The sequence below is a fragment of the Archangium violaceum Cb vi76 genome (assembly GCF_000733295.1).
Lineage (GTDB): Bacteria > Myxococcota > Myxococcia > Myxococcales > Myxococcaceae > Archangium > Archangium violaceum.
Map to the genome: position 1 here is coordinate 18,386 of NZ_JPMI01000340.1, position 15,077 is coordinate 33,462.

Annotated in this window: 12 protein-coding genes and 1 pseudogene; 7 read left to right on the forward strand and 6 right to left on the reverse strand. The window is 69.9% G+C overall.

Annotation, left to right across the window (positions count from 1 at the left end; genetic code table 11):
* Window positions 1–212: 212 nt before the first annotated feature.
* The 3 genes from Q664_RS44340 to Q664_RS44350 are packed head-to-tail and all read left to right on the forward strand — an operon-like array spanning window position 213 to window position 3,313.
* On the forward strand, window positions 213–527 hold the full coding sequence (locus Q664_RS44340) for a PadR family transcriptional regulator (protein ID WP_043411103.1): 315 nt from the start codon (window positions 213–215) through the stop codon (window positions 525–527).
* 41 nt (window positions 528–568) lie between these two features.
* Window positions 569–2,215 carry a sensor histidine kinase gene (locus Q664_RS44345; RefSeq protein ID WP_052519461.1) on the forward strand — a complete coding sequence of 549 codons (1,647 nt, stop codon included), beginning with the start codon at window positions 569–571 and terminating at the stop codon, window positions 2,213–2,215.
* A gap of 6 nt (window positions 2,216–2,221) precedes the next feature.
* Window positions 2,222–3,313, forward strand: coding sequence for a DUF2891 domain-containing protein (locus Q664_RS44350; RefSeq protein ID WP_043411106.1), 1,092 nt, complete (start codon window positions 2,222–2,224; stop codon window positions 3,311–3,313).
* A 27-nt stretch (window positions 3,314–3,340) separates the two neighbouring features.
* Here the strand turns inward: Q664_RS44350 and Q664_RS44355 are convergent, their stop codons facing one another.
* Entirely contained in the window at window positions 3,341–4,657 is a 1,317-nt protein-coding gene (locus Q664_RS44355; RefSeq protein WP_043411108.1) for a M24 family metallopeptidase, read from the reverse strand.
* A 140-nt stretch (window positions 4,658–4,797) separates the two neighbouring features.
* Between Q664_RS44355 and mltG the strand changes: the two genes are divergently transcribed.
* Window positions 4,798–5,814 (forward strand): endolytic transglycosylase MltG, encoded by a 1,017-nt coding sequence (gene mltG / locus Q664_RS44360; RefSeq protein ID WP_043411111.1) that lies wholly within the window; start codon window positions 4,798–4,800, stop codon window positions 5,812–5,814.
* A gap of 7 nt (window positions 5,815–5,821) precedes the next feature.
* Here mltG and dusA read toward each other — a convergent pair whose 3' ends face one another.
* From dusA to Q664_RS62455, 3 genes are all read right to left on the reverse strand, one after another.
* The gene (gene dusA, locus Q664_RS44365) at window positions 5,822–6,862 is read right to left on the reverse strand and encodes a tRNA dihydrouridine(20/20a) synthase DusA (RefSeq protein ID WP_235217119.1); all 1,041 of its coding nucleotides are present in this window, start codon (window positions 6,860–6,862) and stop codon (window positions 5,822–5,824) included.
* A gap of 89 nt (window positions 6,863–6,951) precedes the next feature.
* On the reverse strand, window positions 6,952–7,527 hold the full coding sequence (locus Q664_RS44370) for a hypothetical protein (protein ID WP_200883855.1): 576 nt from the start codon (window positions 7,525–7,527) through the stop codon (window positions 6,952–6,954).
* The gene (locus tag Q664_RS62455) at window positions 7,524–7,658 is read right to left on the reverse strand and encodes a hypothetical protein (RefSeq protein WP_268811451.1); all 135 of its coding nucleotides are present in this window, start codon (window positions 7,656–7,658) and stop codon (window positions 7,524–7,526) included. The genes Q664_RS44370 and Q664_RS62455 overlap by 4 nt, the downstream gene beginning before the upstream one ends.
* 335 nt (window positions 7,659–7,993) lie before the next feature.
* Here Q664_RS62455 and Q664_RS44380 point away from each other — a divergent pair, with 335 nt between their 5' ends.
* Together Q664_RS44380 and Q664_RS44385 are read left to right on the forward strand one after the other, a co-directional pair.
* Window positions 7,994–9,136: an energy transducer TonB family protein gene (locus Q664_RS44380; RefSeq protein ID WP_152622694.1), complete on the forward strand. Its 1,143-nt coding sequence runs from the start codon at window positions 7,994–7,996 to the stop codon at window positions 9,134–9,136.
* Window positions 9,137–9,280: 144 nt separating this feature from the next.
* A complete protein-coding gene (locus tag Q664_RS44385; RefSeq protein ID WP_063934873.1) occupies window positions 9,281–11,710 on the forward strand; it encodes an efflux RND transporter permease subunit in 2,430 nt (809 codons plus the stop codon).
* Between the two features lies 1 nt (window position 11,711).
* Here Q664_RS44385 and Q664_RS61795 read toward each other — a convergent pair whose 3' ends face one another.
* Window positions 11,712–11,810, reverse strand: coding sequence for a glyoxalase/bleomycin resistance/dioxygenase family protein (locus Q664_RS61795; protein WP_235217120.1), 99 nt, complete (start codon window positions 11,808–11,810; stop codon window positions 11,712–11,714).
* A gap of 58 nt (window positions 11,811–11,868) precedes the next feature.
* A pseudogene (locus tag Q664_RS63095) lies at window positions 11,869–12,102 on the reverse strand (hypothetical protein); the annotation flags it as partial.
* 175 nt (window positions 12,103–12,277) lie between these two features.
* On the opposite strand from Q664_RS63095, the gene Q664_RS44395 reads away from it, so the two are divergent.
* Complete coding sequence (locus tag Q664_RS44395; protein WP_043411119.1) at window positions 12,278–15,076, forward strand: YncE family protein; 2,799 nt, start codon at window positions 12,278–12,280, stop codon at window positions 15,074–15,076.
* Window position 15,077 lies beyond the last annotated feature (1 nt).

Consider the following 15,077-nt stretch of genomic DNA (forward strand, 5'->3'; position numbering starts at 1 on the left):
TTCGGAACCCATTCGGGGAGAAACATCCCGGGAGGCCCTCTTCCCCTCCGTCCGAGGACGACCGGGCGAGCGTCCAGCCCGGGGCCGATGCGTGGTTTCACCTCCGTGCGGGAATCCGACATGCGGCCCACGCCACCTTCAAATGGTCACTGGCGGGCATACCCATGACGTGGGGTTGTAATCCTCGAAGTCCGAGGTAGTCTCCGCGCCCCATGGACACTCCGCTCTCGACCCGGACCGCGATCCTGACCGTGCTGGTACAGGACAGGAGTTTCGGACTGGAGATCATCGAGAAGGTTCGTGCGCGGACCGAGGGGAAGATCGTCCTGGATGAGGGCTCGGTGTACCCCGCCCTCAAGGCGCTGGAGCGCGAGGGTCTGGTGCGCAGCTTCGAGGGAGAGCCCCTCGCGGAGCGGGGGGGCCGGCCGAGGCGCTACTACGAGCTGACAGGCGAGGGCCGGCGCGCCGCGCTCGAGCAGAAACGGGCGGTGTCCGGAGGACTGCTCAGGCCCGTGGGAGCGTTCTGAGTAGCCACCGCGTGCTCGTTTATGCGGTATGAAGCGGTGACATGACGGCGGAGCGGAACACGGAGCACGCCCTGCGCACCTCGGATGCCCGGCTCGCGGGCATCATCTCCCTGGCCGCGGATGCCATCATCTCCGTGGATGGCCAGGGACGCATCACCCTCTTCAACTCCGGGGCGGAGCAGATCTTCGGCTACAGCGCCCGGGAGATCCTCGGCCAGCCGCTGGAGTTGCTCCTCCCCGAGCGATTCCGGGGCGGCCACCCCGGACACCTCGAGACCTTCGGGAAGGGGCCCGTGGTTTCCCGGAGGATGGCCGAGCGCCAACCCATCTTCGGCCGGAGGAAGAACGGAGAGGAGTTCCCCGCCGAGGCCGCCATCTCCCGGATGGAGGTGGAGGGCGAGCGGGTGCTGACGGCCATCCTGCGGGACGTCTCGCTGCAGAAGCAGGTGGAGGCGGAGCACCGCTTCCTGGCGCGGGCCGGGGAGACGCTCTCCAGCTCGTTGGACGCCGAGCGCACCCTGGCCGAGGTGGCCCGGCTCACGGTGGAGTCCCTGGCGGACTGGTGCCTGGTGTACGTCACCGAGGGCGAGCAGGTGCGCCTGCTGGAGGTGGCCCACCACGAGCCCGGACAGCAGGCGCTGGCCACGGCGCTGCGCGAGTTCCGCATCGACATGAGCCAGCCCTTCCTCGCGCGCGAGGTGCTGGTGCGGCGCGAGCCCCTGCTCATGCCCGTCGTCACCCCCGAGGCGCTGGAGTCCATGGCCCAGGGCGGCGAGCACCTGTCGCTGCTGCGGCGGCTCGAGCCGCGCTCGCTCATGGGCGTGCCCCTCCTGACCGATGAGCGGCTGCTGGGAGCGCTGGTCTTCATCTCGACCCGCCCGGGGCGCGGCTATGGCGCGGCGGACGTGGAGTTCGCCCAGGGGCTGGCACGGCTCGCCAGCCTGTCGATGGAGAATGCCCGGCTCTATCAGGCCGCCCAGCGCGCGACGAAGGTCCGCGACGAGGTGCTGGGCATCGTGGCCCATGATCTGCGCAGCCCACTCAACTCCATCTCCCTGTGGCTCCAGGTGGTCGAGCGGCAGATCCAGAAGCTGGGCTCGGCGGACCTCCAGACCCGGAGCCAGGAGCCGGTGAGATCCATTGCCTCCTCGTGCAGGCGCATGGGCCGGCTCATCCAGGATCTCCTGGACGTGGCGCGGCTGGAGGCGGGCCGGCTGTCTTTGAACGTGAGCCCCCAGACCCCCGCCAGTCTGCTCCGGGAAGCCATCGATTCGGCCGGTCCCGAGGCCACGGGGCACCAGCTGCACCTGGACGCTTCCGAGGAGACACCTCACGTCCTGGCCGATCGAGACCGGCTGCTCCAGGTCTTCTCCAACCTGCTGGGCAACGCGTTGAAGTTCACGCCAGAGGGAGGGGAGATCCGGGTGGGCGCGCGCGTGGAGGGCGAGCAGGTCCGCTTCCATGTGCGCGATACCGGTCCGGGGATTCCTCCCGAGTCGCTCGCGCACATCTTCGATCGCTTCTGGCAGGCGAACCGGACGGATCGCCGAGGGGCGGGCCTCGGGCTGTCCATCGCCAGGGGCATCGTCGAGGCGCACGGGGGCACGCTCCAGGTGGAGAGCGAGCCGGGCCGTGGCAGCACGTTCTCCTTCACCGTGCCTGTCGTGCCTCGAGCGAAGCCGCGCTGAAACGCCATGAGCTCCCCTCTCCTGCTGACGATCCTCGTGACCACGCTCACCTCCAACACGCCCCCGTCCCCGGAGTTCGGCGCCGAGGCCGCGACGCGCTTCGCGGAGCTGGCACTCGCCTGCGTCCACAAGGAGTACCCGAACAAGATCGCTCACGTGATGGCGGGCGACGCGGACGTGCGCCCGCCTCGCGAGCTCACTCCGGCCTTCTACGGGTGCTACGACTGGCACTCGGCCGTCCACGGGCACTGGCTGCTGGTGCGGCTGGCGCGGACCTTCCCGGAGGCGCCCTTCGCCGCGCGCGCCCGGGAGGCGCTGGCGAAGAGCCTGACGCCCGCGAACATCGAGGCGGAGGTGCGCTACCTGAGCGCCCCGGGCCGGGTGTCATTCGAGCGCCCCTATGGACTGGCGTGGCTGCTCCAGCTCGCGGCGGAGCTGCGGGAGTGGGACGATCCCCAGGCGCGCGAGTGGTCGGCCACGCTGAAGCCGTTGGAGACGCGCGCGGCCGATCGGCTCCGGGAGTGGCTGCCCAAGCTCTCGCGGCCCATCCGCGAGGGCGAGCATGATCAGACGGCCTTCTCCTTCGGGCTCATCCTCGACTGGGCGCGGCGGGCGGAGGATCGCGCGATGGAGCAACTGCTGACGTCGCGGGTGGAGACCTACTACGGGAAGGACGTCCGGGGCCCGCTCGCGTACGAGCCCTCGGGGCAGGACTTCCTCTCGCCGTGCCTGGGAGAGGCGGACCTGATGCGGCGGCTCCTCCCTCCGGCGCGCTTCGCCACGTGGCTGCGCGGCTTCCTGCCGCAGATTCCCACGGATGGCTCCACGGCCTGGCTCGCCCCGGCGGTGGTGACGGACCCGAGCGATCCAAAGCTGGCGCACCTGGACGGCCTGAACCTGAGCCGGGCGTGGATGCTGGAGGGAATCGTGTCCGGACTGCCGCCCGCGGACAAACGGCTGCGCGCGCTGCGGGCAACGGCGAAGCTCCACCGTGAGGCGGGGCTCCGGGCGGTGACGGGAGCCCACTACGAGGGCGGACACTGGCTGGGCAGCTTCGCCGTGTACCTCGTCACGGGCAGGGGCCTGCGCGAGCCATGACGCCCTGAACGGACCTGCTTCGTGGGCTTAGCGGGGCTCGGCCGGCGAGGGGATGAGGATGAGCGATTCCTGCGGCGGGATGAGGTACTCCGCGCCCTTCTCCGTTACCACGGCCATCTCCTCGACGGAGAGCGTCTTCGTCTCGCCGGGAGTCGGGAGCTTCCAGGCGAAGAAGCCATCGAAGCCGAAGACCTGACCGGGACGGAGCGGCCGGAGCGCCCAGCCCTCGGGGGGCTTGCCCTTCTGCGCGCCCGAGAGCGCCGGGCCCACGTCGTGCGCCCAGTAGCCCACGGGATGTCCCGTGCCCCACATCACCGGCTCCGAGCCCGCCTCGCGCATCAAGTCCCGCTGGGCCTTGTCCACGTCGTAGCCGCGCACCCCGGGCTTCATCGCCGCGAGCGCCACGCGGCTGCCCTTCTTCGACTTCTCCCACTTCGCCAGCGCGTCGGCGGGAGGCTGCGTCTCGCCCGGGGCGAGCACATAGGCGAAGCGCTGGATGTCGGTGCACCACACGCCCTCCACCTTGATGCCGAAATCCATCTGGATGAAGTCACCCGGCTGGATGACTCGATCCGTGGCGTGCGAGTGGCCCCGGTCCGGACCGGAGTTCACGTTGGGGTTCTGGTCGGGCTGCCAACCGTCTTCCACGCCCAGCTCGGCCATGCGCTTCTTGAGGAAGCGCGCCACGTCCGAGTCGCGCGTCTTGCCCGGGACGACGGTGCGGTAGGCCTCTTCCTGGAGCGACGCCGTCAGCGCCGCGGCGCGCCGCATGATCTCCACCTCCTCGGGGAGCTTCACGGACAGCCACTCGAAGACGAGCTCCTCGGAGGACACGACGCGGCGGCGCAGCGAGGGAGACAGTGCCGCCTCGAGCCGCTGACGCTGGGTGGCCGACAGCCCATCCGCCACCGTGAGTTTGCTCGAGGAGTTCACCGCGATGCGCTGGGGTTTCGCCTCGGCGAGCGCCGTGGCCACCCGGGCGAACACGTCCGTGCCGCGCTCCAGGGAGAGCACCTGGTCGAACGGGCCCACGTCCTGGAGGGCCCTGGCCTCACCCGCCGGAGACAGCGCGAGCGAGCGCACCCCGTCCTTCTGCTTCAGGAAGAGGAAGGCCGCCTGGGCACCCGTGTTCTCACAACCCACGTGCCTGGCCAGGGGATCGTTGTCGTTCTCGCGGCAGATGACGACCCAGGCATCCACCTGCGCCAACTCCATGGCTCGCGGGAGCAGTTGCTGGATGCGGGCCTTGCGGATGCGGGGCCAGGAGCTCTGGGAGGCGGATTCGGCGGCGCTGGCGGGCAGGGCCGTGAGAAGCAGCAGGGCGGAGATCAGGGCACGACGCATCGAAGTGGGGCCTCCAGGGGGAGGCCCATGCTGCCATACTCCCGAAAGGTCAGCGGGCGGGCAGAAGGGCGCCCGGAGGGCATCCGGCCCCTCAACATCTCCTGGGGGCCGGGCTGGCGGGTGCTAAGGTGCGCGGCCGAATGAAGCGCATTCTTCTCGTCCTGGTTGGGATTTTCGTCCTCGCGGTGGGCGCGGTTGCTGGCACGTTCTTCTGGGCGGAGCGCGAGGTCCAACGCGCCGTGGCTCCGCCGGGCGCCCCCATGGTGGAATTCACCGTGCCCAAGGGCACCACGGGCCGTGGCCTGGGTACCCAGCTCGCCGCCCAGGGGCTGCTCCGCGACGTCCGCATCTGGCGCTGGCACCTCTACCGCCGCGGCAAGTTCGCCCCCAAGGCGGGCCGCCACATGGTGAGCCCGTCCATGACCATGGCGGAGCTGTCCACCGCGCTCGAGGGCAGCCCCATCCCCGAGGACGTCCCCTTCGTCGTCATCGAGGGCTGGCGCCTGCGGGATACGGACGAGGCGCTCGCCGCCGCGGGCCTCATCAAGCCCGGTGCCTACATCGCCGCCGCCAGCGAGCCTGGCCGCTACACCGCGGCCTTCCCGCTCCCGCGCGCCACGCTCGAGGGCTACCTCTACCCGGAGACGTACCGGGTGGTGCCCGGCGCCTTCAACGTCCAGGAGCTCATCCAGCGCCAGTTGGACACCTTCGCCGAGCGCTTCTACACGCCGAACCGCGCGGCCCTCGAGAGCAGCGGCCGCAGCCTGCACGAGGTGGTGGTGATGGCCTCGATGCTGGAGCGCGAGGAGCCGGTGCCGGCACAGCGTCCGCTGGTGGCGGGCATCCTCTGGAAGCGCGTGGACAAGGGCTTCCCGCTGGGCGTGGACGCGACGTCCCGCTACGAGCTGGCCGAGTGGAATGATCGGGTGGCCTTCCTCAAGCGCCTGCGCGACCAGGCGGACCCGTGGAACACGCGGCACCGCAAGGGCCTGCCGCCGGGTCCCATCGGCGCGCCCACCGTGGAGTCGCTCCAGGCCTCGCTCAAGCCCAAGCCGAGCGAGTTCTGGTACTACCTCCACGACGCCGAGCGGCGCCTGCACCCCTCGCGCAACGCCGACGAGCACGAGGCGCTGCGCCGCAAGTACAACGTCTACTGACGCTGACTCACGCCGAGGCGGCCAGCGGAGCCGGCTCGGCGCCAGGGGGCTCGTCCAGGACGCGATCCGGCACCTGGGCGAGCGCATCCCGGAGCACCTCCATCCCCGCCCCGGGCCGGCAGGCGCGCTCGCTCAGCACGCGCCGCCAGCCACGCGCTCCCGGCTGCCCCGCGAAGAGCCCCAGGATGTGGCGGGTGACGCGCGACAGGTGCCCGTCGCGCGCCAGCAACTCCTCCACGTACGGCATCAACGCCTCGACCACCTGACGCCGGGTGGGCGCGGGGCGCTCGTCGCCGAACAGCAGACCATCCGCGAGCGCGAGCATGTACGGGTTCTGGTAGGCCTCGCGGCCGATCATCACGCCATCGGCCCACGCCAGGTGCTCGCGAGCGGCCTCCAGGGACTTCACGCCACCGTTGAGCACGACGGTCAGGTGGGGGAAGTCCGTCTTGAGCTGGCGGACGGCCTCGTAGCGCAGCGGAGGAATCTCGCGGTTCTCCTTGGGGCTGAGCCCCTGGAGCCAGGCCTTGCGCGCGTGCACGATGAAGGTGTCACAGCCCGCGCCGTGGATGGTCCGCACGAAGTGCGTCAGGAGCTCGTACGAGTCGAGGTCATCGATGCCGAGCCGGTGCTTGACGGTGACGGGCAGGCGGGTGGCACCGCGCATGGCCTCGACACAGCGGGCCACGAGCTCGGGCTTCGCCATGAGACACGCGCCGAACATGCCGTTCTGCACGCGGTCCGAGGGGCAGCCCACGTTGAGGTTCACCTCGTCATAGCCCCACTGCTCGGCGATGCGGGCACACTCGGCGAGCTGCGCCGGATCACTGCCGCCGAGCTGGAGCGCGACGGGGTGCTCTTCCTGGGAGAAGTCGAGGTGCCGCGCCTTGTCGCCGTGGAGGATGGCGCCAATGGTGACCATCTCGGTGTACAGCCGCGTGCGCTTGGAGATGAGGCGCAGGAAGTAGCGGTCGTGGCGATCCGTCCAGTCCATCATGGGCGCGACGGAGAGTCGGTGGAGCGAGCGGGCAGTCATCGGGTCATCCATGCCGGGGATCGGGTCTCCATGCAAGCAGGTCGACTGAGACGCGAGAGGCAGCGCTCCTCCGCCGGTTCCCTCTCCGGGGTGGCGTCTGCTCACCTGGCATTGGCCATGGCCCGTTCGAACAGCTCCTGCACGCCGAGTCGACCTGCCCACTCCCGCAGATACGACTCATCGAGCGTTCCAGCCGCAAGACGGAGGATCTGCACGACATCACGCCACTGGGTGCTGGAAACCTCTCCACCCTCCCGGAACCACAATAGCTTGCGCAGCACGGAGTCCTCTGGGCTCTTGATGTAGAGACCTCGGCCCTCGGGCGTCAGCACCACCCGGCGGCGGCGCGAGAACTCACTTCTGTCGAACGCTCCTGGACGCAGCAGAAAGAGGTCCACCTTGGTCACCGTCGGTTGGTGGAAGATGTTCCAGGAGCCCCGGCGCGTGGCGGCCTGTCGCAGCGCCTCGACATCAACATCGAAGTCACTTCCCAGCGCTTGCGCCAGTGACTCTGCTCGAGACGGCTCCAGGTCCACCACGAAGTCGATGTCGTTGGTTGCACGTGGCTCACCTTGAAGGGAGCTGGCCAGGCTGCCGCCGAGGAAATAGCCCACTCCTACCTGCTCGAACGCCTCGGCGCACTGAAGCGCCACCAGGAGAACGCTTGGCTCATTCATGACAGGAGCGCGGGATGCTCACCGAAGAGGCGCCGGGCCACCTCACGGCCATAGAGGCGCTCGGCCAGCCGCACCCGCACCTCGGTCTCATCCGCCTGGGGGAAGCGCTGGCGGATACCGACCTCCGCCATCCATCGGACCGTCTGCGTTAGATCCGCTGCCTTTCGAAGGCGCTCCGCCGGAGACAAGGCTCGAAGCAGTTCGAAGTACCGCTCACGCTGTCCGGGATCAGTATCCTGGTCCATTCCATCAATATAGCGCTCCCTTGGTCGCCACGTGGTGTCAACAGCCTGGGCTCCCGCGACCCTACCGACCAGACCCGATCATCCGGGGCATGCAATCGGAGGCCTGGCTCCTCGCATCCCCTCCAGAGATCCCACCGCCATGGCTCGTGCCTACCCTTTGTCCGGAGCCCGTTTTCGTGGGGAGTGCCCCATGCGGCGGCGGACCATGAGGGCCTGGGCACATGAGGCACCCATCCCGTGTCTTGCAGCTCGCCCTGGCCTTCAGCCTCGTGCTGCACCTGGTGCTGCTGTGGTGGTGGCAGCGCATCCCCCTTCCTCCAAGGCCATCCTCCGTCTCCGCGCACTCCACCCAGGAGCCGGTGGAGGTGATCGTTGTCGATATTCCCCCTGCCCGTCCCGCCCCCGCTCCGCCACCCACCCTGAACCCACCGCGCCAGGGTCCGGAGACGCGCCAGCCCCAGGGGGGACGCAAGGGGGACAGCTCTCGCACGGCCCCGCCCTCCGAGGCCCCACCACCGCCGGCACCCGCCCCCCTGGCCAGTGACGTGCCCCGGGCCGAGCCGCGCCCGGAGAAACCCTCGCTCCTGCCGGGCGCCGACACACTGGCGCTCCAGCCCGGTGGAGACTTTCCCGTGCCGCCACCCGAGCCGGGGCCTCCGGGTACCCGTCTTCGTGCCCCCGAGCCCCTCGCCTCCCCCCAGGAGCTCGCCACCGAGACGGCTCGCGACACCATCGCCCGGCGGCGCGCCGAGAGCGGCCTGAGCCACTCGTACTTCGGTGACATGGGCAAGGTGCTCACGCGGCACTTCCAACAGAGCCATGCGGACGTGGAGGGCGAACAGACGACGAAGGAGAAGGTGGCCCGGAAGGCGAACGACGTGGGCAGCGTGCTCTCCCGCTCCGGAGAGATGGAGGATCCGATGAAACACCCCCGCCGCGTCGATCCGCTCGCGGCCGGACCGGCCTCCCACCCCATGCTGGAGGAGGCCCAGGAGCGGCTGGCCTATATGCTGCCGACGAGATGGACGCACAGCGAGGGCGCCGCGGTGGTGCGTCTCACCCAGGACCCCGGCGGGAACGTCCTCTCCACGGAGCTCCTCGAGCCCTCGGGCAACGGGGGGCTGGATCGAGCCGCCGTCACCGCCGTGGAGGAGCTCGGCGAGGAGCTGCCCTCTCTTCCGCCGGAGGTCCTCATGGGCCGCGACTCGGTGGTGAGTGAGTGGAAGTTCGAGCTGCTCCGGACCGTGGGAGGCCCGGGGATGGGCGTCTCCGGCACGTTCGATCCCGTCACCGGTGTCGATGACGCCCTGCCCACCTTCGCCGCCAGGACCAAGGTGAGTGTCACACTGCTGGCGTATTACTGAGAACGCTGCTGCACCGCGTCCCCCTCCAAATCGTTTCAGGGCGCTCGCGACGCTTGGGCTCGCCCCGCATTCGTGAGACACACGCGGGCGGATGCCGGGGGGTAGTGAGGGTCCTTGCACGTGCGTCTGGATTTCAACAGTGGAATGGAGCGATTCACCCGGCTGTCGTACCGGCGGCCCGGGCTCGTGCTCGCGTGCGTGGTGGTGGCGGCGCTGCTCTCGGGCGTGCTCGCCTCGCGGCTCGTCTTCCGGGGCTCCTTCGTGGAGCTGCTCCCGGCCCACACCCAGGAGGTGCGCGAGCTGGAGGCCGTGTCCCAGAAGGCCGGCGGTGACGGCTACCTGGTGCTGCGGGCCCGCGGTGGCAGTCCGGAGACGCTGCGCCGCTTCGCCCACGCGCTGGCGCCGCGGCTGGAGGCCCTGGAGGAGGTCCGCTACGTCGAGTTCCACTACGACACGCGCTTCTTCGAGGAGCGCGCCCTGCTCCTGCTCCCCGCCGAGCAGCTGCGGGCCCTGCGTGGGGATCTCGAGGCCATGCTCCGGGCGGAGCGGCGCGCCGCCATGTCCGTGCTCACGGAACCCGAGGACGCGACCCCGCCGCCCTCGATCGAACAGCTCGCCCGCCGCTACGCGCCCCGCGCCGCCGCCGTGCGCGAGTACCTGAGCCCCGCGGACGGCAGCGAGCTGTACCTCTTCGTGAAGCCCTCGGGTGTCGCGGCGGATCTCCCCTTCGCCCAGCGCCTGGTGACGCGGGTGCGGGAGACGAGCGCCGGGGTGGCGCGGGACTTCCCCGGGGTCCAGACGGACGCCACGGGCGCGCACGTGCTGCGGCTCGAGGAGGACCGGAGGATGCGCGCGGATCTCACGCGCGCCTCGATGCTCTCGTGCGCCATCGCGGCGCTCATCGTCGTCCTGTCCTGCCGGCGGCTCTCCTCGCTCCTGGTGGTGGGAGCGCCCGTGGGCGTGGGGTTGCTCGTCACCTTCGCGATGGCGCAGCAGACCATCGGCTACCTCAACATCATCACCGGCTTCCTCGTGGCCATCCTCATCGGGTTGGGCATCGAGTACGGCCTGCACCTGGCCATGCGCTATGGCGAGGAGCGCCGTCAGCACCCCGCAGCGCAGGCGCTCGTCGAGGCCGTGCTGGGCACGTGGAAGGGCGCGCTGACGTCGGCCTGCACCAACGCCGCGGCCTTCGCCGCGCTCACGCTCGCGCAGTTCCAGGCCTTCGCCCAGTTCGGGTGGATCGCCGCCGCGGGGGTGATGTTCACCGTGCTGGCCACGTACCTGAGCGGCCCCGCGCTCATCGCCCTCACGGAGCGGCTGCGGCCCGGACGCGCGGAGCTGCCCCTGCCGGCCCGGCCCCGCCGCGAGGCCCCGCACCTGTCCCGCGCCGTGCTGGTGAGCATCGTCGTGGGCGTCTGCGCGCTGGCCGCCTGGTCCGCCTCGGTGGTGGGCTCCATCGGCTTCGAGCCCGACATGCGCAAGCTGCGCGGGGAGTTCGCCGCCACCCGCCTGGACGATCACATCATCGCCCAGTTGGGACGGCGCCACTCGCCCACCATCTTCCTCGCCGAGGACGTCTCGCGCGCCGGCCAGCTCGCCGCCGCCCTGCGTGAGCTCGAGGCCCGCCATGGCGCGGAGCGCACCTTCGCGGAGGTGGTGTCGCTCAGCGACTTCCTGCCGCGCACGGGCGAGGACGTGGAGGCGGAGCGCGCCGCGCTGCGCGCGTTCCTCGAGCGGATTCCCGTGAGTGCCTGGGACTCGGAGCGGGTGGGCCCGGGGCTGCGCCGCCTGGAGTCCCTGCTCAATGCCCGCCCCTACGGCGTGGAGGAGCTGCCCGCCGAGGTGCGCCGCCGCTTCACCGCGCTGGATGGCGAGGGCACCTTCGTGCTCGCCTTCAAGCGGGAGTCCCTCTCCGACACGGACGCGCTGCACCGCTTCGGCGTGCAGATGGACGAGCTGCGCGAGGTGGCGAAGGCCCGGGGCCTGGTGGTGCAGGTGCTCGACCCGAACCTCATCGCCTACCGCATCTTCGAGCTGGTGCGGGTGGATGGCCCCTGGCTGCTGCTGGCCGCCGCGCTCGCGGTGTTCGCGATGATGGCGCTGAGCCTGCGCGGCGTGCGCCGGGCGGCGCTGGTGGCCGGGCCGCTGTACCTCGGGCTCGCGTGTCTGCCGGCGGCCATGCACCTGTACGGGCTCAAGCTCAACTTCATCAACGCGGTGGTGCTGCCCAACCTGCTGGCCATCGCCGTGGATAACGCGGTGCATCTCTACCACCGCTACCGCGAGGAGGGGCCAGGCTCGCTGTCCCACGTGGTGCGCACCACGGGCGTCGCGGCGGTGGTGGCCACGCTGTCCAATGCCGCGGGCTACGGGGCGCTGCTCACCGCCCGTCACCCGGGGCTGCGCTCCATCGGGGAGATCGCCCTGCTGGGGGTGGTGTGCGCCTCGCTGGGCACGACGGTGCTGTTCCCGGCCGTGCTCGCGTTGCTCGAGCGCCGCGCGCCGGGCCTCCCGGAGCAGGAGGAGCCCCTGCCCCTTCCCTCGGACGAGGAGCCCCGGCGCTCGGCGTGAGCTATTCGCGGGTGAGCATCACCAGGTTGCCGTCCGGGTCGCTCACGTAGGCCACCCGCTCGCCCCACGGCTGCTCCATGGGCTCGAGCAGGATGGGCACCCCCCCCCGCCCTCATGCGCTCGACGGTGGCATCCACGTCGTCCACGTAGACGCACAACTCGATGCGGTGACCCAGGGCCGGGCGCTGGGCCTGGCCATGCAGGGGCCGGCTGTCCGGGGACATCGCTCCCAGTCCGATGTCCGACTCGCCCAGTCTCAGCACGACGAACGCCGGTGGCCCGTCCTCGGGGAAGCGGTACGTCTCGGTGCCACCGAGCAGCCCCCGGTAGAAGCCCAGGGCGTGCTCCAGGTTCTCGGTGGACAGCATGGGAAACATGCGCCGGGCGCTCATGCGCGCCGAGGCTAGCCCGCGCCCTCCAATGTGCCCATGACGGGTTCCCCCGGGTCATCTCACTCCCGGGTCTCAAGGGACACAGGCGCTGTCAAGTGTGCTCTGGTAACCTGACTTGACGTCGAGCGGGTTCCTGTTGGAAAGGATTCTTTCAGTCCACCTGTAGGGGGAAGTCATGGAAGCCAACCGTCTGGCATCACGCAGGAATCGTCTGAGAGCAGCTCTCGTCGCGATGGTGCTCCTGGGGGGAGCGGTGGCGGGTCACGAGGCGTCCGCCTCATCGTTCACCCTCTTCGAGAGTGGACAGGTGCGGCCGCTCGCGCTGTCTCCCAATGGAGGGTTCCTCTACGCCGTCAACACTCCGGACAACCGCCTGGAGATCTTCAAGGTGACGGCCGGAGCCCTCTCTCATGTCTCCTCGGTGCCCGTGGGGCTCGAGCCCGTGGCGGTGGCGGCGCGGAGCGACGGCGAGGTCTGGGTCGTCAATCACCTGTCCGACAGCGTGAGCATCGTGCGGCACAACGCGTACGGGCGCGCCGGCTACGTGGCGCGGACGCTGCTCGTCGGTGACGAGCCACGCGACATCGTCTTCGCCGGACCGTCGAAGGGCCGCGCCTTCATCACGGCCGCCCACCGTGGGCAGAACGTCCCGTTCGATCCGCAGTTCACCACGCCGGGCGTGGGCCGCGCCGACGTCTGGGTCTTCGACTCCAACAACCTGGGCACCTCGCTGGCCGGCAACCCGCTGAAGATCATCACGCTCTTCAGTGACACCCCACGCGCGCTCGCGGCGACGCCGGATGGCTCGCGCGTCTACGCGGCCGCGTTCCACTCCGGAAACCGCTCCACCGTGGTGCATGAGATCCTCGTGCCCAACGGGGGCGAGGCGGACGGCGGTGTCCCGGGGCCCAACGTCAACGCCGAGGGCAAGCCGGCGCCCGAGTCCTCCGTGATCGTCCATTTCAACGGCACGGACTGGGTGGACAGCCTGGGCCGCTCGTGGACGGACCAGGTGAAGTTCTCCCTGCCGGACAAGGACGTGTTCGTCATCGACGCCAACGCCAACCCGCCGGCGCAGCTCGCGGGCACGGCCGGCTTCTACACCGGCGTGGGCACCATCCTCTTCAACATGGCCGTCAACCCGGTGAACGGGAAGGTGTACGTCAGCAACACCGAGGCCCGGAATGATCTGCGCTTCGAGGGCCCCGGCACATTCGCGGGCGAGACGCTCCGAGGCCACCTGCACGAGAGCCGCATCTCCGTGCTGAGCTCCACGGGCGTCGCTCCGCGGCACCTCAACAAGCACATCAACTACGCCGCCTGCTGCGCCGCCCTTCCCAACGCGGAGAACGACAAGAGCCTCGCGCAGCCGCTCGGCATGGCGGTGAGCTCCAACGGCACCACGCTGTACGTGGCCGCGTTCGGCTCCTCGAAGATCGGCGTCTATTCCACCGCCGCGCTCGAGGCGGACACCTTCGTGCCGAGCACCACGAACCAGATCTCCGTGAGTGGTGGAGGGCCCACGGGCATGGTGTTGGATGAGAGCAGCGGGCGCATGTACGTGCTGACGCGCTTCGACAACGGCATCTCCGTCATCAACACCACCACGCGCCAGGAGATCGCCCACCTGAAGATGTACAACCCCGAGCCGGCCAGCGTGGTGGCGGGACGCCCGTTCCTCTACGACGCGAAGAACAGCTCGAGCCACGGCGACTCGTCCTGCGCGAGCTGCCACATCTTCGGTGACTTCGACAGCCTGGTGTGGAACCTCGGCAACCCGGATGGCCTCTACAAGGTCAACCCGAACCCGATCATCCCGGTGCCGCCCGAGTTCGGCAACGATCCCACCTTTGGCCAGGATCCCAACTTCCACCCCATCAAGGGGCCGCTCTCCACGCAGAGCCTGCGCGGCATGGCGAACCACGGGCCCATGCACTGGCGCGGGGATCGCACCGGCGGCTACACCGCGCCGAGCACCCAGCCGGACAGCGGCGCCTTCAACGAGGCCGAGGCCTTCAAGCAGTTCAACCCGGCGTTCGTGGATCTGCTCGGCAGGAACGCGCAGCTCTCGCCCGCGGAGATGCAGCAGTTCACCGACTTCATGCTCCAGGTGAGGTACCCGCCCAACCCGGTGCGCAACCTGGACAACTCGCTCACGCCGGCGCAGCAGGCCGGGCGGGACTTCTTCTTCAACACCACGAGCTTCTTCCACGGCTCGTGCAACTCCTGCCACACGCTGGATCCCAACGCCAACCCGGGCGAGGGCCCGGTGGGCAAGGGCTTCTTCGGCACGGACGGCCGCCCGGCCTTCGTCGCGACGGCGATCTTCCCCAAGACGCCGCACCTGCGGAACATGTACCAGAAGATCGGCATGTTCGGCGTGGGCTACGACTTCGGCTTCATCCCGGCGGATGGCTTCCTGGGTGATCAGATCCGCGGCTTCGGCTTCAACAGCGACGGCTCCCTCGACACGCTGTTCCGCTTCAACAGCGGCTTCGACTTCCACCCGATCTTCAACTCGGTGGGCATCCCGGACACGCCCGCGGGCCGCCAGGCCAAGCTGGACATGGAGCAGTTCCTGCTGGCCTTCGACAGCAACCTGGCGCCGATCGTCGGCCAGCAGGTGACGCTCACACTCAACAACGCGTCCGTGGTGGCCCCGCGAATCGCTCTGCTGGTGGCACGCGCGAACGCTGGCGAGTGCGACCTGGTGGCCAAGGGGCGGATCGCCCTGCGCGAGGTGGGCTTCTTCTACCAGGGGGGCTACTTCAAACCCGACCGGAAGCTCACGGCACTGCTGACGGACTCGGCCCTTCGCCTGCAGGTGTCCACGGCTGACTCGGCGCTGACCTTCACCTGTACGCCACCGGGCTCGGGCCGGCGAATCGGCATCGATCGCGATCTGGACGGCTTCCTCGACGGCGACGAGCGGGCGGCGGGAAGCAACCCGGCCGATCCCCTCAGTACCCCCTGAG

Excerpts from the sequence above, each read along its gene's own strand:
- Q664_RS44355 (WP_043411108.1), bottom strand. The coding sequence starts at position 4,657 with ATGCGTCGTGCCCTGATCTCCGCCCTGCTGCTTCTCACGGCCCTGCCC.
- dusA (WP_235217119.1), bottom strand. The coding sequence starts at position 6,862 with ATGGATGACCCGATGACTGCCCGCTCGCTCCACCGACTCTCCGTCGCG.
- mltG (WP_043411111.1), top strand. The coding sequence starts at position 4,798 with ATGAAGCGCATTCTTCTCGTCCTGGTTGGGATTTTCGTCCTCGCGGTG.
- Q664_RS44380 (WP_152622694.1), top strand. The coding sequence starts at position 7,994 with ATGAGGCACCCATCCCGTGTCTTGCAGCTCGCCCTGGCCTTCAGCCTC.
- Q664_RS44395 (WP_043411119.1), top strand. The coding sequence starts at position 12,278 with ATGGAAGCCAACCGTCTGGCATCACGCAGGAATCGTCTGAGAGCAGCT.
- Q664_RS62455 (WP_268811451.1), bottom strand. The coding sequence starts at position 7,658 with ATGGCGGAGGTCGGTATCCGCCAGCGCTTCCCCCAGGCGGATGAGACC.
- Q664_RS44385 (WP_063934873.1), top strand. The coding sequence starts at position 9,281 with ATGGAGCGATTCACCCGGCTGTCGTACCGGCGGCCCGGGCTCGTGCTC.
- Q664_RS44350 (WP_043411106.1), top strand. The coding sequence starts at position 2,222 with ATGAGCTCCCCTCTCCTGCTGACGATCCTCGTGACCACGCTCACCTCC.
- Q664_RS44340 (WP_043411103.1), top strand. The coding sequence starts at position 213 with ATGGACACTCCGCTCTCGACCCGGACCGCGATCCTGACCGTGCTGGTA.
- Q664_RS44345 (WP_052519461.1), top strand. The coding sequence starts at position 569 with ATGACGGCGGAGCGGAACACGGAGCACGCCCTGCGCACCTCGGATGCC.
- Q664_RS44370 (WP_200883855.1), bottom strand. The coding sequence starts at position 7,527 with ATGAATGAGCCAAGCGTTCTCCTGGTGGCGCTTCAGTGCGCCGAGGCG.